This window comes from Paraclostridium sp. (genome assembly GCF_051656405.1).
GTDB lineage: Bacteria > Bacillota > Clostridia > Peptostreptococcales > Peptostreptococcaceae > Paraclostridium.
The window spans coordinates 12,704-32,172 of record NZ_JBOGBV010000056.1 but is presented as its reverse complement, the minus strand read 5'-3'; the positions used below and the strand labels follow the sequence as shown (position 1 = coordinate 32,172).

At 26.0% G+C, this 19,469-nt stretch carries 26 protein-coding genes; 14 read left to right on the top strand and 12 right to left on the bottom strand.

The annotated features are described in order from the left end of the window. Positions 1-157: 157 nt before the first annotated feature. The 3 genes from ACRDDE_RS07865 to ACRDDE_RS07855 all read right to left on the bottom strand — a co-directional run bounded on the left by ACRDDE_RS07865 (position 158) and on the right by ACRDDE_RS07855 (position 1,068). Complete coding sequence (locus ACRDDE_RS07865) at positions 158-313, bottom strand: YvrJ family protein (RefSeq protein ID WP_021430642.1); 156 nt, start codon at positions 311-313, stop codon at positions 158-160. Positions 314-494: 181 nt separating this feature from the next. After that, positions 495-728: a DUF2922 domain-containing protein gene (locus ACRDDE_RS07860; protein WP_021434414.1), complete on the bottom strand. Its 234-nt coding sequence runs from the start codon at positions 726-728 to the stop codon at positions 495-497. A gap of 91 nt (positions 729-819) precedes the next feature. Then, entirely contained in the window at positions 820-1,068 is a 249-nt protein-coding gene (locus tag ACRDDE_RS07855) for a DUF1659 domain-containing protein (RefSeq protein ID WP_438626731.1), read from the bottom strand. 233 nt (positions 1,069-1,301) lie between these two features. Between ACRDDE_RS07855 and ACRDDE_RS07850 the strand changes: the two genes are divergently transcribed. From ACRDDE_RS07850 to ACRDDE_RS07830, 5 genes are all read left to right on the top strand, one after another. After that, entirely contained in the window at positions 1,302-1,961 is a 660-nt protein-coding gene (locus tag ACRDDE_RS07850) for an N-acetylmuramoyl-L-alanine amidase (RefSeq protein WP_438626730.1), read from the top strand. 170 nt (positions 1,962-2,131) lie between these two features. Then, complete coding sequence (locus ACRDDE_RS07845) at positions 2,132-2,482, top strand: hypothetical protein (protein ID WP_438626729.1); 351 nt, start codon at positions 2,132-2,134, stop codon at positions 2,480-2,482. A gap of 175 nt (positions 2,483-2,657) precedes the next feature. Next, positions 2,658-3,176 (top strand): NUDIX hydrolase, encoded by a 519-nt coding sequence (locus tag ACRDDE_RS07840; RefSeq protein ID WP_438626728.1) that lies wholly within the window; start codon positions 2,658-2,660, stop codon positions 3,174-3,176. Between the two features lie 210 nt (positions 3,177-3,386). After that, positions 3,387-3,704 (top strand): hypothetical protein, encoded by a 318-nt coding sequence (locus ACRDDE_RS07835; protein WP_438626727.1) that lies wholly within the window; start codon positions 3,387-3,389, stop codon positions 3,702-3,704. Between the two features lie 664 nt (positions 3,705-4,368). Continuing rightward, positions 4,369-4,839 (top strand): GNAT family N-acetyltransferase, encoded by a 471-nt coding sequence (locus ACRDDE_RS07830; protein ID WP_438626726.1) that lies wholly within the window; start codon positions 4,369-4,371, stop codon positions 4,837-4,839. 138 nt (positions 4,840-4,977) lie between these two features. Here ACRDDE_RS07830 and ACRDDE_RS07825 read toward each other — a convergent pair whose 3' ends face one another. Beyond that, a complete protein-coding gene (locus tag ACRDDE_RS07825; RefSeq protein WP_438626725.1) occupies positions 4,978-5,292 on the bottom strand; it encodes a DUF3784 domain-containing protein in 315 nt (104 codons plus the stop codon). Between the two features lie 477 nt (positions 5,293-5,769). Between ACRDDE_RS07825 and ACRDDE_RS07820 the strand changes: the two genes are divergently transcribed. The 4 genes from ACRDDE_RS07820 to ACRDDE_RS07805 all read left to right on the top strand — a co-directional run bounded on the left by ACRDDE_RS07820 (position 5,770) and on the right by ACRDDE_RS07805 (position 10,248). Further along, positions 5,770-6,906 carry a replication initiation protein gene (locus ACRDDE_RS07820; RefSeq protein WP_438626724.1) on the top strand — a complete coding sequence of 379 codons (1,137 nt, stop codon included), beginning with the start codon at positions 5,770-5,772 and terminating at the stop codon, positions 6,904-6,906. Positions 6,907-7,675: 769 nt separating this feature from the next. Next, the gene (locus tag ACRDDE_RS07815; RefSeq protein ID WP_438626723.1) at positions 7,676-8,824 is read left to right on the top strand and encodes a replication initiation protein; all 1,149 of its coding nucleotides are present in this window, start codon (positions 7,676-7,678) and stop codon (positions 8,822-8,824) included. 352 nt (positions 8,825-9,176) lie between these two features. Further along, a complete protein-coding gene (locus tag ACRDDE_RS07810; RefSeq protein ID WP_438626722.1) occupies positions 9,177-9,980 on the top strand; it encodes a Fic family protein in 804 nt (267 codons plus the stop codon). Positions 9,981-10,056: 76 nt separating this feature from the next. Further along, complete coding sequence (locus tag ACRDDE_RS07805; protein WP_142730759.1) at positions 10,057-10,248, top strand: hypothetical protein; 192 nt, start codon at positions 10,057-10,059, stop codon at positions 10,246-10,248. Positions 10,249-10,279: 31 nt separating this feature from the next. On the opposite strand, the gene ACRDDE_RS07800 is transcribed toward ACRDDE_RS07805, so the two are convergent. Together ACRDDE_RS07800 and ACRDDE_RS07795 are read right to left on the bottom strand one after the other, a co-directional pair. Next, positions 10,280-10,738, bottom strand: a complete 459-nt coding sequence (locus ACRDDE_RS07800) for a DUF6773 family protein (protein ID WP_438626721.1) — start codon at positions 10,736-10,738, stop codon at positions 10,280-10,282. Positions 10,739-10,740: 2 nt separating this feature from the next. Then, complete coding sequence (locus tag ACRDDE_RS07795) at positions 10,741-10,935, bottom strand: helix-turn-helix transcriptional regulator (protein ID WP_438626720.1); 195 nt, start codon at positions 10,933-10,935, stop codon at positions 10,741-10,743. A 216-nt stretch (positions 10,936-11,151) separates the two neighbouring features. Between ACRDDE_RS07795 and ACRDDE_RS07790 the strand changes: the two genes are divergently transcribed. Genes ACRDDE_RS07790 through ACRDDE_RS07780 form a run of 3 tightly spaced genes read left to right on the top strand, consistent with a single transcriptional unit; the run spans position 11,152 to position 13,104 of the window. Continuing rightward, on the top strand, positions 11,152-11,955 hold the full coding sequence (locus ACRDDE_RS07790; RefSeq protein ID WP_438626719.1) for an ABC transporter ATP-binding protein: 804 nt from the start codon (positions 11,152-11,154) through the stop codon (positions 11,953-11,955). After that, positions 11,949-12,698, top strand: a complete 750-nt coding sequence (locus ACRDDE_RS07785; protein ID WP_438626718.1) for a hypothetical protein — start codon at positions 11,949-11,951, stop codon at positions 12,696-12,698. Before ACRDDE_RS07790 ends, ACRDDE_RS07785 begins: the two co-directional genes overlap by 7 nt. Positions 12,699-12,708: 10 nt before the next feature. Beyond that, entirely contained in the window at positions 12,709-13,104 is a 396-nt protein-coding gene (locus ACRDDE_RS07780; protein WP_438626717.1) for a YxeA family protein, read from the top strand. Positions 13,105-13,236: 132 nt separating this feature from the next. Here the strand turns inward: ACRDDE_RS07780 and ACRDDE_RS07775 are convergent, their stop codons facing one another. Beyond that, positions 13,237-13,449: a helix-turn-helix transcriptional regulator gene (locus ACRDDE_RS07775; protein WP_053832887.1), complete on the bottom strand. Its 213-nt coding sequence runs from the start codon at positions 13,447-13,449 to the stop codon at positions 13,237-13,239. After that, complete coding sequence (locus ACRDDE_RS07770; protein WP_438626716.1) at positions 13,450-13,860, bottom strand: hypothetical protein; 411 nt, start codon at positions 13,858-13,860, stop codon at positions 13,450-13,452. Positions 13,861-14,411: 551 nt separating this feature from the next. On the opposite strand from ACRDDE_RS07770, the gene ACRDDE_RS07765 reads away from it, so the two are divergent. Then, the gene (locus ACRDDE_RS07765; protein ID WP_438626715.1) at positions 14,412-14,747 is read left to right on the top strand and encodes a hypothetical protein; all 336 of its coding nucleotides are present in this window, start codon (positions 14,412-14,414) and stop codon (positions 14,745-14,747) included. 391 nt (positions 14,748-15,138) lie between these two features. On the opposite strand, the gene ACRDDE_RS07760 is transcribed toward ACRDDE_RS07765, so the two are convergent. The 4 genes from ACRDDE_RS07760 to ACRDDE_RS07745 all read right to left on the bottom strand — a co-directional run bounded on the left by ACRDDE_RS07760 (position 15,139) and on the right by ACRDDE_RS07745 (position 18,415). After that, a complete protein-coding gene (locus tag ACRDDE_RS07760; protein ID WP_438626714.1) occupies positions 15,139-15,576 on the bottom strand; it encodes a GNAT family N-acetyltransferase in 438 nt (145 codons plus the stop codon). 491 nt (positions 15,577-16,067) lie between these two features. Further along, positions 16,068-16,367, bottom strand: a complete 300-nt coding sequence (locus tag ACRDDE_RS07755) for a hypothetical protein (RefSeq protein WP_438626713.1) — start codon at positions 16,365-16,367, stop codon at positions 16,068-16,070. 372 nt (positions 16,368-16,739) lie between these two features. Beyond that, positions 16,740-16,964 carry a GNAT family N-acetyltransferase gene (locus ACRDDE_RS07750; RefSeq protein WP_438626789.1) on the bottom strand — a complete coding sequence of 75 codons (225 nt, stop codon included), beginning with the start codon at positions 16,962-16,964 and terminating at the stop codon, positions 16,740-16,742. A gap of 38 nt (positions 16,965-17,002) precedes the next feature. Next, positions 17,003-18,415, bottom strand: coding sequence for a metallophosphoesterase (locus ACRDDE_RS07745; RefSeq protein ID WP_438626712.1), 1,413 nt, complete (start codon positions 18,413-18,415; stop codon positions 17,003-17,005). A 530-nt stretch (positions 18,416-18,945) separates the two neighbouring features. Here ACRDDE_RS07745 and ACRDDE_RS07740 point away from each other — a divergent pair. Then, positions 18,946-19,437 (top strand): DUF4829 domain-containing protein, encoded by a 492-nt coding sequence (locus ACRDDE_RS07740; RefSeq protein ID WP_438626711.1) that lies wholly within the window; start codon positions 18,946-18,948, stop codon positions 19,435-19,437. The last annotated feature ends 32 nt before the right edge of the window (positions 19,438-19,469 follow it).

Here is a 19,469-nt window from a genome sequence, read left to right as displayed (position 1 = left end):
TTTAGATATTGGAATTACAAAGGAACAAATGGAAAATATGAAAATTGAAGATAAACATAAAACTAAACCTAATAAAAACCCAATTGTTATAAGAGAATAAGATAAACTAAGATCTTAAAAAAGAGCATCTTTTGAAAAAATTCAACAGATACTCTTCCTATTTCTTATTATTCAATTCATATATATTGCTACTTAATGAATTTATACTGGTACTCAAATTTTCAAGCTTACCTTCTATTCTAATTAACAAGTACATTGTAACGATAGCAGGAAATCCTAAATTTGATACTAAAGCCATTAAATCTAGTTCCATATAAAACATTCCTCCAATTTTATAAATTAAAGATATAAGTTTTGGCGAGCCTCAAAGCCTTTTTCAGCTTTGGAAGCAAAACTCACACTTTTCAAAACAAAATGTAAAAAGATATAAGTTTTAGCGACTTTTAAAGCATTTTTACAGCTTTAGGATCAAAACTTATATCTTTTTACTTACCCTATATAACTAAGTCATATCCAGTAGTTGCAGTTTGAACTACTTTTGCTTCTAACGCTGTTTCAAGTTCTTCTCCAAATCTAGGTGCAAATACATTTTTAGCAACTATTTGGTCCATAGCCTCTTTTATTTCTGCTTCAGTTATATCTTCTTTAGGATCTGATACAAATAAGCTTACTTTTCTTCCAAGAGTTGTAGAGAAAACCATTAATAATCTAGTTTCTATATTTCTCATTTTTTAATCCCCTTTCTTTTTTTTGAGCAACGGACAAAGTCGTTAGCGACATGAAGTGCTTCGCAGACGTAGTCGCTCAAGCGATCGAATTTTAATTTGCTGGTGTTAATTCTGTGTTGTCTATTTTTACTACAGATAGTACGTCATGTTTTTGTAGTGAATTTAATATCTCAGCTACATTGTAAACATCAACAACTTTTGCATCCTGTTTAATGTTTGAAAAACTTCTAGTTTTAACTATTGTTCTTCCATTTTCACCTAAACCACAGTCATATTTGATTCTTAAAGCTGACATTTGAGCAACTTCTGAAGCGTTTGGAGCTAATTTCATATCTGACATTTTCATTCCTCCTTTTAAAAGTTAATTTAACTTAAGTGTAATTTAGGCAAATAATTAAGTCCTAAAAGATATTTGAGAATTTTATAGGAGAGAAACTTTTTCTGAAAAAAGTTTTTATATTTTTACTTTAACTATTTTTCTTTAAGATTAAGATATTGCAGTAGTTTTATTCATTCAATTACTCTCAAATCCTATAATTAAATTATCTAGATAATGTTAATAGGAGGGATTTTATGAAAAAATTAGTTATTGATTTAGGTCATGGATCAAGTGATCCAGGAGCAATTGGACAAGCTGGAACTTGTGAAGCAAATATTGTTTTAGCTATAGGAAAGGAACTTAATGAGAATTTAAAAGGATTAGATTTAGATATTAAATTTACAAGGTTGTCAGATAAGTTTGTTCCACTTAAAGAAAGAGCTAGAATAGCAAATGAATTTGGAGCAGATTATTTTCTATCTATTCATATAAACTCGGCTTCTGACAAAAGTGTTAGGGGAGTTGAAGTTTGGGAGTATTCAATGGGTATTGAAAATTTAGATAACTTTTCAAAAGGAATTTGTGAAGATATTTCAAAGCTATTTAATATAAGGAATAGAGGAATTAAATTAAGTAAGGAGCTTTCAGTTTTAAAACATACTAAGATGCCTGCAGCTTTAGTTGAAGTTGATTTTATATCTAATATTGAAGGAGAAAAAGCTTTAAAAGATAGTAATAATATCAAATCTATAGCTTTAGCTATTAGAAATAATTTAATTAAGTTATTTGAATTAGAAGTTACTACAAATGATGTTTTGTATAAGGTTTGTATTGGAACTTATAGGGATAAAAACAATGCTTTAAACCAAGTTAGACTACCTAAAGAAAAAGGATTTATAGATGCTTATATTTAATTTTCTAGCTATATTTATAGCTTTATATTCCATCCTATTCTCCTTTATAAGTCTAAAATTATATATAATGTTTACTATATATTAATCTATATAATCTTACAAAAGTTTATAATTCATCAATCCTTTTTGATCTATAATCATAAATAAAACAATAACTAAGGAGAAATCTAATGAACGAATATACTAATCAGCAAATAGAAGATACTTTAAATATTATAAAGTCTACAATTAGTAACTGTGAAAAAATACAACCTAAATTCAAAGAAGGGTCACCACAACTATCCCTTTCTAGAAATCGTATAAAAGCTTTGTCTATTTCACAATCTTTAATTACAAATCAAAACAATGATTATACACAAGATGAACTTTTAAAATCAGTAACTCAAATAACATCTATTATTAATAAAAGTAAAAAGGCCATGATTAATGCAAAAGAAGGAACAGGAACATATACTCGTCTAAAAAAAATAATTGATGCAATGACAATTTCATTATCCTATATTCAAGATACGCTCAAGTAAAGAGATGTTATACTACTGAATTGAAGTAAAAAACTGTGCATGAAATTAAAATTACATGTACAGTTTTTTTTATTTAAAGCCGAAGAAAAGGAGTTTCAATATACATATATAATTTAAATACAATTGAATAACCAATTTTTAAAGTATATAAATATCTATTCTGAGAGGTGAACGTATGGAAATCTGGGATTTGTATGATAAAAATAGAATTAAAACTGGGGAAACAATGGTAAGAGGTAGCCAATTTAAAGAAAACACTTATCATCTAGTAGTTCATGTATGTATTTTTAATTTAGAAGGCAAAATGCTAATTCAACAAAGGCAGCCATTTAAAGATGGATGGCCAAATATGTGGGATATTACTGTTGGAGGTAGTGCTGTATCAGGCGATACAAGCCAATTGGCAGCAGAGCGTGAAGTTTATGAGGAAATTGGATATAAGTTATCCTTAGATGGAATAAGACCAGCTCTTACAATAAACTTTGATAAAGGATTTGATGATATATATTTAATTCAAAAAGATATAGATATCTCAAAATTAAAACTTCAGTATGAGGAAGTTCAGTCAGTCAAATGGGCCTTAAAAGAAGAAATATTATCTATGATTGATGAAGATATTTTCATCCCTTACCATAAGAGTCTAATAGATCTACTGTTCTTTATGAGAAATAGCAAAAACTCACATACTAAGTAAGTTAAAATTTGTAGATATATATAAATTTAAGCTACTAATTATTCAGGTGAACAGGTTTAGGAAAAGAAAAATAAGTCAATTATTTAATAAATAAATAATGAAACTATGCAAGATCTTAGCGATTTATAGATCGAAGAAATTGAGCTTATACGAAAATTTATGAATTAAAGTTAATTTTTTAGGTATTAATATTAAAAAAAGGGTGATTATATGATAGTTAAAAACATAAGAATAGATTTAATCTATAAAAACATTAACAATATTGTGATGGTGCATGATAGTTTGGTAAATATATTGGATGTAGATAGCAGGCTTTTATATGCCCTTATTTCAAATTTTGAAGATGGTATAGATACAAAATGCATATATGAGCTTATGGAGCCTAAAGGATGGACAAGAGACGTTTTAAATAATAATATAAATTTACTATTAGAGTTAAATTTTATAGAAGATGTCGGAGACAACATAGATTTAGATAAAATTAAAACAGAATTTGAAAGTTTTAAAAAACAGTTATTTAGGATTTGATATTAGACACATAAAAATATGTGTCTTTTTTATTGCAAATTTCTATTCTATTTTAAGAATATCAATTTGATTTTTTTTTAATTTAAATGTATTATTAATAGCCTAAATAAAATTTTAGGTTTTTAACAAAATAGTAATAAAAAGAGCTCTTTAATCTATTTTTAGATTATCGAGCTCTTTTTATATATACTATGTTAATTAGCTAATTAACAAATTAGTTATTAAAATTGAATTTTATTGATTTTCACATATTAATTTAACTTTAAACATTGTTATATAGCTACTTAACAAAATATTTATCTATATAAAAATTAATTATTTTAAAACTCTAATTAAATATGTTTTTCTATAGTTGTTTCTATACAAAACTTATTGTTGATTTGCAACTTCTAACTCACTACTTACTAATGCAGCCCCTACTGCTAATATAAATGGAGCTATGATTAAACTTCCTAATAATATTGTCATGTGTAACTCCTCCTCTTGGATCTGTTTTATTTGATAAATTCATTATACCTGGTTCATCTTAAAATAGCCTGACACTAAGCTTAAACATTTCTTACATTTTTGAGAGATTATATTAACTTTTAAAATTCATTTTAAATATGGATTTTTGTTAATTGCTAGTATACAATTTATTGAAAATTACATTAGGGGGATTTATATGGATTTAAATCCGGTTAAGTTTACGGAAGAATTAGCTAAAGAAATAACTACATGGAAATACGAAGGGGATTATAGTATATACAATTTGCCTTCATGGGATGAAGTTGTAAAAAAACAAATATCATTATGTAAAAAAGAAAAAAGAGAAAATTTCATTGGATTTGCACATGGTAAGAATAATCTCGTTGGATTTGTAAATTTATTAGATGAGGGAGACTCTGTATTCTTTGGTATAGGTATTAGACCAGAATATTGTGGTATTGGAATAGGAAAACAAATAATTAGTATGGCTTTAGATGAATGTAAAAAAAGATATCCTAAAAAACTAATTATCTTAGAAGTTAGAAGTTGGAATAAAAGGGCTATTAGATGCTATGAATCTCAAGGTTTTAAAGTGATTGATAGAAAACATCAAGAAACTTGTCTAGGTACGGGTGAATTTTTTATTATGGAGTATATAAAAAAGTAAGATGGAATGCTTAGGCAGAAATACCCTTAAAATCCATTTATTTGGATTCTAAGGGTATTTTATCTAAAATACATAATCTAGTTAGCTTATACAAAATAATCGGCTTTCAAACGTAATTTTTAATTATTTTGTATATATCTACTTTTTAATTGTATTTTTTACAGAAACAACAAAGGTGTAAATAACAGTAAAAATTATCACTATAATTGCAGCTGTTAAAGTCCATTGTATTTTAAATATTTCTCCAACCGATATAAGCACAAGAGTTATTGATAGTAATAAGTATGTCTTGGCAATAAAATGATATTCTTTTTTAGTTTTCATTTTAGATCGGTCTTCAGCATTTGAAATATAATACATAGTTGTTAATAACGGACCCTTTTGCTTAAATGCACAAAATGAGTAAATGAAAAATATAATTGACATAATTAAACATATAATTCCCTCTACCATACCTATCCCCCCTTACTATTTATACTACTTCATTTTTAAAATAGTTTTAATATTTATTTCTATTCTTATTTATCTATATAAATATATTATTTTGATTTAAATTTTTTAGTACAAATAGTCTCTATGTAAAAAAATAGAACAGATTAGAATAGAAAAATGTCCTTTACTAGTCTTTAATAGTATTTAAGAAAGTATTTAATAGTATTTATAGTATTTAGACATATATGTAAGTATTGGTATTACTTAAGTTGAGGACTCTAAATATGACAAATGGGAAGCGAACTATGACATTTGGGAAGTTTAATATGACAAATAGGAAGTGCAACTATGACATTTAGGAAACTAAGTATGACAAATGGGAAATTTAATATGACATTTAGGAAGTTTAATTATGACAAATCAAAATTCATTGTCATAGTTAAGTGATTATAGTATTATTTATAATATATAATATAATCAAAATATCAGAGGTGAAAAATGGATAGAGAAGATTTAAGCAATCATTTTGGAACGGATGAAGATATAAAAGTGTTGATGAAACACAATTCTTTGATCAAAGCCAAGTACAACTTAACATTGGTTCAAAATAGAGTGTTTGAACTTTTATTATATAAATTTCAAAAGGAAAAAGACGGTATTTTAAGTTGTGAAATTCATAGGAATGAACTTAGAAATTTAATAGGCAAAGAAAAGGATAAAACTATAAAAGGAGTAAGTGATTTATTGGAATCACTTAGATTAAAGGAAATCTTAATTGCTGAAAGGATAAAGGATAAGGATAAATATAAATGGCATAGATTCGGGCTTATTAATGGATCAACTTATGATGAAGATAGAGATACTTTTATAGTAAAGGCTACAGAAGAAATATATACTTTAATTCAAAATTATTATGACAAAAGGGAAGGACACACCCCGATTAATTTAATTGTTAAACTTGGAATGAATAATTACTATGCTCAAAGATTGTATGATTTGCTAAGAGTTTGGAGTGGAACTAAACAAGTTATAAATTATGAAGTGTCAGAGTTAAAAGACCTGCTGCAAATAGAAGAAAAGTATAATTTATATGGTGATTTTAAACGAAGGGTCATCCTTCCAGCAATAAAGGAACTTAATGAAACTGGATATTTTGAAATAGAGATAAAAGAAAACAAAGTAGGTAGAAAGGTTGAATCTATTGATTTTTACGTTAAAGATTTGGACAAGAGAAAGTATTTTAGTAAAGATGAAATTATAAAAGAAATTCCTAGTATAGTACTTGAAGACGTTGAAATTACTTCTAATGATTATGAGAGTGACAATAAAGAAGAAATCCTTTTAAAAGAATTACCTAAAAAACTTGACCACTTTGTTCCTGATGAAACTATATTTACTAAGGGTACTTTAAGAAGTTTTAAGAAAGATTTTAAAGATATTGATTTTAAGAATGGATATATGGAAAGAGCTTTTGATGATGCAGTTATGATAACTCTTGATAGAGATGATGTTGAGACTATTAAAGCAACGTCATACAAGTTTTTCAAAGGAACTTTAGACAATAAGATTGTTGAATATAAGCTAGAAGAAAAAGAGGATCTAGATCATAAAAGAGAAATGGATACATTTTGGTAGATGAATTAAATCTAATAGACAATTGGAGTTAAATGATTATATAAATACGAAAAGGCAGAGAAATCTGTCTTTTTTGTGTAATTACCCAAGTTTATGAGTGTATGTTGACGACATATATGAATTGAATTTTAAAAGCGACAAATTAGGGATTTGCTTTATTGAAATAGGACAAATAGGAAATATAACTTAAACTGAGGTTAAGTAACGCAACAAGAATTCCTAAATTTTAATTAAATAAAGATATATTTATATTTTTTAAAAAGCGACAAATCAGGGATTTATTTATTAATAAGACAAGTGGGAAGTTTAAAAGTGATAATGTAATATAAACTTGACCATTTTGTTAAGTTATTATTCTTTAATTTAAAAACAGATTTAATATCTTAAATCTGTTTTTTTAATGCGACAAATCAGGGATTTATTTTTAATAGGACAGATTAGAACAGAAAAATGACCTTTACTAGTCTTTACTTAGTATTTAAAAAAGTATTTATAGTATTTAATAGTATTTAGGTATAGCTCAACCTATTGAAAACACTAGCTTTAAGAAGTTTAAAAGCGACAAATTAGGGATTTATTACGACGTATTAGGGATTTATTGCGACAAAACAGGGACGTAACTACGACTTATTAGGGACTAAAGACGACAAAACAGGGAGTAACTACGACTTATTAGGGAGTAAAAAAACGACATAATTAAAAATGTTGACGCAGTTAAAACCATTTGTTACTCTATAACTAGAATTAGTTTAAAAGGGGGAGAGTAAACGTGAATCTGATAGAAGAATTAGAAAGTAATCGCATATTGATGAAAAATAATATGCTGGTGAAGGCTAGGTATAGTTTAAGTTTAATTGAAAATAGAGTATTTTTATCTATGTTGTATAAACTTCAAAAAAAATCAGATGGAGTGTTAACTTGCTCAATTAGTCACTCTGAATTTAAAGACATAATTAAATTCAAGCAAAAAAACACAGTTAAAGGGATTTTAGAAGTATTAGAAGATCTAAGAAAGAAACCTATATACTTCAAAGAAGAAAAGAAAAATAAAAAAGGTAATTTATGGGGAGCATATGGATTTATAAATGGATATGAGTATGACGACGAATTAGGGATATTCAATATTGAAGCATCAGAGAAAATACATAACTTATTAAAAGAATACTTAAAAATGGGATATACACCTGTTAATGTGCAGATTTGGCTATCTTTAAACAATTCTTACGCTCAACGATTTTATGATTTATTGAGACTTTGGAGTGGGACAAAAGATACTATAAACTATAAATTGGATGAAATTAAAGAACTATTAATGCTAGAGGATAAATATAGTAAATACAATGATTTTAAGAGAAGAGTAATACTTCCAGCGATAAAAGAGCTTAATGAAACTGGATATTTTGAAATAGATATAAAAGAAAATAAAGTAGGACGAAAAGTTGATTCTATTGATTTTTACATTAAAGATTTAGACAAGCGTAAGTACTTTACAAAGGATGAAATTATAAAAGAAATTCCTGGTATGGTGCTAGAAGAAGTCGCAATTACTTCTGATGAAAATGATTGTGAAAATAAAGAAGAAATCATTTTAAATGATGAGGTAATTATTGAGCCAGAAATTATATCTGATATAAAAGATAATAAGTTGGAGATATTTATTCCTGATGAAAGTATATTTACTAAAGGGACTTTAAGAAGAGTTAAAATGGATTTTAAAGATGTTGATTTTAAGAATAAATATATGGAAAAGGCATTTGAAGATGCGGTGATGATAACACTTGATAAAGATGATGTTGAAACTATTAAAGCAACTTCATACAAGTTTTTTAAAGGAACTTTGGATAATAAAATTGTTGAATATAAATTAGAAGAAAAAGAAGATCTAGATCACAAGAGAGAAATGGATATGTTTTGGTAGATAAATTAATGCAATATAGGTATTTCAATTGTTAAGGTACAAATTGTATAACAAATTTAATATGTACTTGAAAAACAAATAATAAATGAAATTGAATAACAAATTGTTTAACAGGTTAAAGTTGAATTTCATTTATAATTTATTTAACAATTTTGCATTTAAATAAACTATAATGTCATAGTAAATGATTTGATATTTTTATAATTCTTAAATAAGCTTAAGTTTGGCATATTTAAGTTTATTTGCAATCATCGAAGATAGGCTAGACTTAAATGTAAATCTTATGATATAAGATATATACAGGATAATGAGAAAAATAAATAATTAACCTAGTGAAATAAGGGATTAAAATATGTACACAAAACCATCATATACAAAGTTGACAGAAGATAGAATTGATAAATTTGAAAAGAAAAATAACTGGGAAGTTGCTATAGGATTGAACGAAGTAGATAATTTAAAACCTTCAAAATATCTTATGCAACTAATGGAAGATTCAATAGAAGGCAAAAAAACATATAAAGAAGTAGAAAATGCTCTGTACTCTTACTATAAAGAACTTGATCCTAATGATGAAGCAATTATTCAAACTGAAGAATGTGATTTGGTATCTGTGAGAATAGTTCAATTATTAGAAAATGGAAGTTTTAAATTTAGTCCAATAACTTTAAAAAGCATTCATAGAGCTTTATTTAAAGATTTATTTAAAGGTGAACTAGAAAGGTATGTTGGAGAGTTTAGAGATTATAATATAAGTAAAAAAGAGCCGATACTTGGTGGAGATAGCGTAATATATGGAGACTATAATGATTTAATGGATATACTAGCTTATGACTTTGAAGAGGAAAGTAAAAAAAGTGCTAAGGTATCAGTGAGTAGATTAGCAAGATTTACATCTTCAATATGGCAAGTACACCCGTTTTGTGAAGGAAATACAATAACCACAGCAGTGTTTATTATAAAATACCTGAGAAGTTTAGGATATAACGTAAATAATGATTTATTTAAAAAGCATTCTTTATATTTTAGAAATGCTTTAGTTTTATCTAATTATTCAGATGTAAACAGAAATATTAGACCAGACTTTAAGTATTTGGAGCCATTCTTTGAAAAGTTATTAATAGATACTAAGATAGAATTAGAGCAAATGAAATAAAGATAAATTGAATAGAGTAAAGGTAAAATATTATAATAATATTATTATAAGAAGAATTATATTTGGAGGGGGATTTATGAATTGTTTAAGGTGTAATACTGAAATGAAGTTTTTAAAGGAGTATAGATTTGAGTCTAGGGAAAATGACAGGGGATTATTTAAAACTTTGTTTGATGTTGAAGAGCATTTAATTTTTAATATACATGTGTGTCCTCAATGTAAGCACACAGAATTTATATACAAAGGTAGTGTTGAAAGATTTGATTAAAAAAAGTTAGGATAATTTATCCTAACTTTTTTTAATCAATATCATCTTCATCAATATCTAGATCTCTTTTAATTTTATCTTGTTTTCTTTTACTAGCATAGTAAAAGAAATAAGTCATACCTCCGAAAGTAACAGCAAAGGTTAATCCACTAATTAAAAGGTTCCAAATATTTGTTTCACCTGTTATTATTGCAACTAAAATAACAGATCCTACTCCTGAAAATATAGTATTTTTAAGAAGTCTCTTCCTTGAATTACTATCATCTCCAAACAGATTGTTACCAATATTTAAATTACGAATAATATTATAAAATCCAGCGCCTATTAAACATAAAAGTTCAGCAATATACTGACTAGGCGGAGCTTGCAAAAATATTTGCTGAATTAAAACTGATAAAAATAAAGCATAGATTAATAATTGAAACCCATCACTTTGAATTTTTCTTCTTTGAGATATAACTCTTTCATCTTGATTTTGAACACTCTTCATTACTACTCCTCCCAAAATAAATCATCTAAAGTTTTATTTAAAGCCTTACATATTGAGATACAAAGATTTAGAGTTGGATTATAGTTTCCAGACTCTATTAATCCGATAGTCTGTCTTGTCACCCCTACAGCTTTAGCTAAATCATCTTGTTTCATGTCACATTCAATACGAGCTATTTTCATTCTTTTATTTTTCATATAAACCTCCTTATATTTAAATAGTATTATAAATATAACAAAAAGTAAACTATACATTGCATTATGACTTGTAAAATTTACATTTAGTTAATGTGAATTTATTAAATTTAAATTAACTAAAAAAGTAAGGTTTATTTAAGGTTGGATTTATCTTTAGTTAAGAATGAATGTATAAAATAGAGTTAAATAAAGCACGGATTAAGAAAAGGAGAGAATATGATAAAGTTAAAAAATATTAATAAATATTATGGCAAATTTCATGTCACTAAAAACTTGAGTTTGAGTGTAAATAGTGGTGAAATCTATGGGCTTGTAGGAAAAAATGGAGCAGGTAAGACAACAATTTTTAAAGTTATATTAGGATTATCAGAATTTAGTAGTGGAGAATTATCAATAAAAGGTAGTAAAGATAAAAATGAATTGCTTACAAATAGGAAGAAAATAGGATTTTTCATAGGGAAAAACTTCTTTGATTATTTAGATGCTAGAGAAAACCTAAACTATTATAGACAATTAAAAGGAATCAAGGATAAAGGAGAAATTGATAGAGTATTAAAAATAGTAAACTTACATGAGACAAAAGCAAAATATAAAAACTTTTCTATGGGAATGAAGCAAAGATTAGGAATAGCAAATGCGATACTTGGTAACCCAGAAATACTAATATTAGACGAACCTACAAATGGACTAGACCCACAGGGGATAGCGGATATTAGAAACTTAATAAAGAAATTAAATGAAGAGTACAAAATGACAATAATAGTATCTTCTCATATTCTTGGAGAATTAGAACATACTGCAAATAGATTTGGTATTGTCCATGAAGGAAAAATACTTAAAGAAATAGATAAAAACAATTTGGAAAGTGAATCAGATACTATAGAGATTAAAGTAAGTGATATTGAGAGAACAAAGAAAATTTTAAAGGAAAACAAAATAGAAATTTTACAAGAAAAATCATCTACAAAGACGTTAGAAGATTACTACTTTGAATTAGTAGAGGGGGCGAAGAAATGTTAAATTATTTAATAGCAGATTTAAATAGAATGAGTCGTAAAAAATCTTTAATATACACGGTAGCAACTTTTTTAGGATTATTCCTTACGATGGTATTTATAATATATACTCCAAATTTAGATGGAGGAGGATATCTTTCAAAAACAGATTTATTTTTAGGATTTTATCCTTTAGTAGTAGGAATACCAATATTTTTATCAATATACTCAGATGATTTTAAAAGTAAAGCAATGCAAATAGCTATAGGATATGGTATTGATAGAAATAAAATTATATTAACAAAAGCAATAGAAACGGTAATATTAGCAGTAATTTCAGGTGTACTGTTAGGTGTATTTGTAATAGGTGTACCAAAGATTTTAGGAATTACACTTACGCACGAACAGTTTTTAGAACTGACTTTTGGAGCAGGAATAGGAATACTAAAGATTATTGTATATGTAGGAATATCTACAATATTAGTTTATCATTATCAAAATGCAATGTATGGAACAATATCATTTGTATTGCTAGGATCAGGAACAGTAGGGATGATATTAAATCTTATACTTTCTCAAAAGTTTATAGTAGACTTGTTAGGAAATTTAACTGAACACTTGTTTACAACTTTATTAGCTATACAAAAGTTAAGCTATATATCAACTGGCAAATTTAATATAACTTCAATAATAGAGATTATACTATACATGGTAATTCCAGTGGTAGTTTCAATGATTATATTTAGAAAAAAAGAACTTGAATTTTAGGAGGTAGAATATGAAAAAAATATTAGGTATTTTAATAGCGGTAGTAGTAATTGGTGGTGGAGCATTCTGGGCAAAGGGATATTATAATAATAGATATGTAGCATCAGAAACTTATTACACACAAGTACCAACAGATGAAGTAAATAAAGATTCTTGGTTAGTAAATAGTGAAGGTAAAAAAGAAATAAAAGGAAAAGAGTATAAATTAATTGGATATGATAAAGAAGGAAATAAAAAAGATTTTAGTTTTGCTAAACAAGGGACTGCAAAAGATTATTATGCTCCAGGGACTTATATCAAGATAAGTGCTAGTAAAACAATTTCTCTTGGAGAAACTACAATTAATAAAGATGATGTACCTGCAAAAGCTTTAGAAAAGATAGAAAAAGAAGGAACTAGACAATAAAAGGTAAATACAGTTATTTCAATTGTTTTAATATGAATTGTTAAACAAACTATATATGAAACTGTATTACAAATTTAAAAAGAAATTGTATAACAAATTGTTATGCAATTTCTTTTTAATTTAAGTTTAGTATTATTCTTCTTCATCAACAAATTCAAATAAACTTTCAACTGAAGTATTAAAGACTTTTGCGATATCCATAGCTAACTTAAGTGATGGATTGTATCTACCATTTTCTAAATGAACTATAGTTTCACGTCTTACTCCAACTAATTGAGCTAATTCATTTTGTTTAATAAGAGCTTTTTCTCTATACTCTTTAATATTTGTTTTTAAAATAGGCATTTAATTATAAAGTCCCTTTCTATCATAGTATATATATGATAATAACCTAAAAATTGTAAGTAATAGTAATGTTATTATAATTACTAATCCAAGAATATTAACAGATTTAAATACATAAGAAGTATTAGGTGTTGTAGCAAACATACCAATTAAGGCTATAGATACAAGCATAAAATCTATACTCATTTTATTTACTTTTGATAATATAGTTTCAGATAATTCATCATTAATACCCCTGACTTTAAGGTGTGAAATTAACATAATTACTAACCATACATTCCATGCGAATGTTACATAATTTGAATATTGTGAGTCAAAATAAAGGTCAAATATTGAACTTAGTAAAATAAAGATCATTGTGAAAATATCCAGAATAAGTTGTGCTTTGATAGTAAATTGACTATTAGACATATAGTCATCCCCCTTTATAAGTGATATATTTATAACTTAATATGTTATAAATATATCACTTATGGAAATTTTTTTCAACTATTAATGTTAGAAATATATAACTTTTAAATCTTATAATATAAACTATTCTCTAAAAACACAAAGTTAGATGTCTTTAAAACATATATTATCATGAATATTTGTAACTGGAAGTTTTGATATAATTAAATAAACAATTACTTAGGGAGGAGAGATTAGCATAGAAATTAAATATACCAATACCTTGGAGATCAATACAATGATCTTAGAAAAAAGTTCTCAAAATGGGCAAATTTTGGATTAAATGAATATGGAGATATAAGGGACACTTATAAAATCTATAACTTTTTAATGATTATTATAAAGTATAAAAGAAATAGCATTATTTTATATTTCAACAATGTATGAAAAATTGGTAAAATATATTTTGAAATGTTATAATCATAGTTTTTATGAGGCTTAAAGCTATAAAAAATAAGTTAACAATTTCTATAGTGTATTAAAGTAAGTAATTAAATTTGAAAGGGGAATTTATGAGTACGTATATTATAGTAAGTGCAGTTTTTGTTCCTATTTATGTGATTTATAATTATAGATGTTACAAAAAAAATCAAATATCTTACTGGATAACACAAGGTATGTTGTGGGAGGATTCATTAAAAGTAATAGATAGTAGTTACTATGATTTTCAATACAAGAGCTGTATAAAATCTTGTGTTTTATTGTTTATTATAATTACTTTAGGAACTTTGCTTGATTGGGAAGCTACCTTTTTAATAGTATTTTTAATATCATTTCATGGGACAGTTTCAATGACAAAGTACTTTGCTTTTAAGAAGAACTATTTATTAAAAAGTAAAGAGAATTAATATATTATAAACACTTCGTATGATTATTTATAATTAAAATGAGGCAGTGTAAGAGGTATAATGATTAAGTATAAGTCTGTTAATCAGATATATAACAAACTTAATAAGTTAAAAGAAACTAGAAAAATGATTAGAAATTATTAAATAAATAAAGTTAATGAATGTTAGAATTTAAAACTATTAACTTAAGGTTAACTTAAAAAAATAAAGTTTTAATAACGTAGAAATGAGTATACTTGTTAAAATTAAGGAATTTAAACAGGTACACTCATTTTTGTTATAACTATTCCCTAAACCTAAATTTTGAGACTAATTTAATTATTACTAAAGTTTATTGGTTATTTTACAATATATAAATTAGAATTTAGTGCCTTCGTCTTTAAGATGTATATCACAGTTGCTTCTTTAATGTATATAGTTTGATATCATCGGGAAATCCATTGATTTCTCCGCAGATAACATACCCATGCTTTTGATAAAAAAGTGGAGCTTGAAAGGAATACGTAGTCAGATGGGCGAGCTGACAGCCAGATTCTTTTGACCTATGTTCTATTTCTGCCAACAAACGCGAGGCTATATTTTGCCCCCTGTAAGTTTCTTGCACCCAAAGGGCCTCTATTTCCAAGGATGAAAGATAGGTAGAACCAGAGACACCTCCAATAATAACACCTTTTTCGTTGCGAGCTACATTTACAAACTCCACATTTGGAACTTGTAATTTACCGTTTGTTTGCTTCATATTGTACTTAAGCAAACCGTTTAATCGAACTGAATTTAAAAACTCCTGCTCATCACAGCAGTTGGAAATGGTAATAAACATTTTTTTCATCCTCTCGAGAGATAATAATAAGTACTTAAAATTCCTATTTATTAAAATAATCCTATACAATTGTTAATTTAATTATAGCAGAATTCATAGTTTCATAAGTTCCCATTAAAACAGATGCTTTCTTGGACATTCCTAAGAAATATTATTCTCTAAAAACGTGTTTAAAGACATGTAGTAAAAATGTCCTTAGAATCCATTTATTTTAATCCTAAGGGTATTAACTTTACTCGAAACATGCAATTCTAGTCACTAAACGGAAATTTTAAGGATTAATAAAAATTAATAATATTTATTAATTTTTATTCTTTGTTTAAGTATACAATTTCTTTTAAACCACCATAGGATAGTTTATAGATACTTTTACTTTGATATCTATTTCATCACAATAAATAGCGTAGAGCATTTCTAAATATAATGATATTATATCTATTTTATTAAAAATAAATTGAAAAAGATTAAACCTAATAATATTAAAATTCTTATTATGTTTTTTATATACCTGATTGAACTGCAATAACATATAGTATAGTAATTGCTATATATATGGCTATTATTAAACTATAATGAACTACCATATTTATTTTTTTATTTATTATCCAGTATATTACTGATAAAAAGCAATATATCAAAAATAAACCGACTATCCTTTGAGGAATCTTATAGGGGTTACTATATAGACTTGGTTCATATAGATTTGGTTCAAAAAAATTTGAAGGTGCTAAATATATACATATAAGCCCAATTCCTCCTATAATCCAATCTATTAGTTTCCAGTACGTATACTTACTCATTTCTAAATTTCCTCCGTTCAAGCTGAAATCTCAAAGTATGAAATTTTTATTGTATAATTTCAGATTAAAATGTATTTTGTCTTATCCTTATTAATCTAATGAAAGTATATATAATTTTTATATTCTTGCAATTATATGTAAAATTCAAATGCTGAAATTTTCAAAGACTAGTTTAAATTATATAAAAGTTCAAATAAAAAGTATTGAAATTGGATTGAGATAGGTTTATTTAGGAGTGAAATATAAAAAATATTATACAAAAATTTAATTAAATAGAAGTAGTAAAAATGCCCTTAAAATCCATTTATGTGGGTTCTAAGGGCATCGACTTTATCTCAAATAAAAGTTAACTACTAGTTTATTAAAAGCTTTTCAACATATATGTAGCAGACAGTTTTTTCCAGACCACTCTAGTTCAATATCTTTAACTTTTTCAAATCCTAGATTAGTCCAAAATTCATAAATATTTTTATTATAATTATTTATTATATCAATTCTAATAGATTTGGAATTTGATGATTGTAAATATTGTTCAAATAAATTATAAATTTGTTTTCCAATACCTTTTGACTTGTAATCTTTATGGAGCATAAGTATAGATAAATTATCAATGTACCTTTAATATATAAGTTGTTTTATTTTATATGTTTTAACTTCATAAAAGACCACACTTTATCTAGTGTAACTTCAAACTTATCATTACTATTAGGGTATATAGTTACAACCCCATTTTTAAACTCGGATTTATCAAAATTAAAATCTGCAAACAGTAATTGTTCATAACCATATAGATGACAGACAACCTTTTTATTATTCATAAATATCATTTGAACCATATCTTCACTTTCAGCTTTCTTTATATCTTTCCACTTATAACCTATTGTTTTATATATTGTTTCAGGAGAAGTATTCGTATCAAATACATAGGCTTTGTCCCATTTAAACGGAGTTAATTTACTTAAACTAAGATTTTTATAAGATTTATCTTTTGGATTCTTTTCAACCTCCAAAGTTGTATTTACTAGTTTTCTAAAAAGCATATCAAAATTTTTATCTTCTTGACTTTTTTCAAAATTAGTTACTTTACTGGATTTTTCAACTATATCCCATTTATTATTATTTTTTTCTAATCGGAAATTAATTTTAGAAATGGCTTCTCCATATTTTCCAGGTTGAGTTACTATAACTTTTTCACCAGATTTATTCTTGTAATTATGTTGATCAAAATCTTTATGAGTGTGGCCTGCAACTATGGCATCTATTCCATCAACTTCTTGTGCTAATTCTTGTATTCTATTTTCAGGCAACTTATCACCTTTTTTCTTCTCTCCAGAATGGACAACAGCTAATATAATATCTGGATTTTCTTTTTTCATAACTGGAACCCATTTTTTAGTCTCTTCAACTAAATCACTCATATACAATGACCCATTAAAATCATCTAGTTCTTTTAATCCATCTCCTAAAGGTTTAACAGTACCATCTTTTAACGTTTCATATCTTTGACCTACTTCTTTTACAGTAAGACCTAAAATTCCTATTTTAACATCTCCATCAGGAGTAGAAACTTTTTTAATTGTATAAGGTTTTAAATAGTTATCACCATTTTTTTTATGAGTATTTGCCGATAATATATCAATATCTTGTTTTTTAAAATCAGAAACTATATCATCTAGTTGAGCTTTGCTATTAAATAGAAATTCATGATTTCCAAGCACTACAGTATCATAGCCTATTTCTTTAATTTCTTTTGCAAATGGAAATTCTACATATTTATGATTTCTATCATCATCACAGTCTCTATCAAAGCAATATTTATTCATATTTGAACCAGGTGTACCATAATCTATAAAGTCTCCTGCATCAACTACAATTGTATTTTTACGTTTAGATTTTTCACCTTGAATATAAGAAGATAACTCATAAGGCATAACCCCATGTAAATCAGAAGTTGCCAATATATTTATTTCTGAAGTTTTTGTTGAAGTACACCCTGTCATTAATAAAATAAACAGCCCTAAAAATCCTATTATTAATCTTTCTTTCATCAGATCCCCCACTAGTTGTGTCTTTTGTGCTAACTGGAATATTTTAACATATAATATTAGAGGGTTTATCAAACTTGGACTAAAATAGGACTATTTAGGACTAATATAATTATATTTATTTCAGACTTATATTTAGTGCTACAAGGAAAATCAAATTTATCTTTAACCTAAATTTTCATTTCTATTAGTATATATCGTAGTCACATAGTATCTTTATTTACTATAAGAATATTTGAATCCTTAATGTTTCCAATAAAATTTTTAAATTCATATTTAAAATCTGTAAAGTCTTAATAGTTAGTGAATGGTATTAACTTTATTCGAAATATGTAACTATAGTCCCTAAAGTGAAATTTTAAGACTACTTATCTTTTAGTCCAGAATTTATATGTTTTATTCCAAGTTTAAAAATTAAATTTATATATTTGTTATAATATGAAAGTTATTAAAGTAGGACAATTTATGGGGAACTAGATTTATTTCAAGCCATAAGATTACTTAAAATGAGATAATAATGAGGACTTTATTTTATGAAAAATAGAACAATAATTTTTTTAATATGCTTAATATTTTTAACTGGTTTTGTATTTTTCAAGGTAAAATATAAAAGTTTCGATAAGGAAAGTTTACCTGTAGATTGGAAAAAAGACGCCAAATCTGTTATGGAAGTATATATAAATGCAATGAATACAAACGACTTAGAGCTTATAAATGAGTGTATATTTAATATGGATGGTTATGATTATAATTATATAGGTTTTGATGGTCCAGCCAAAGGATCGCTTGATGATATACTATATATCAAATATCTAGATTCAGAAGAGGTTCCATTTAAAACTGTTGAAGGTAGGTTGAAAAATGGAAAATATCTTTACTTTAAAGAGGGAAAATCACTTGATGTTAAATATAAAGTTAAATACTTATTTGAAAATCAACCTGAAGAATCAGGTGTAAATTATCTAAGATACACTTTAGTTAAGAATAAAGATGGAGATTATAAGATAATATCGTGCGGATATTAGAAGTTAAATATTTTTAAAATATTTTAATTGAG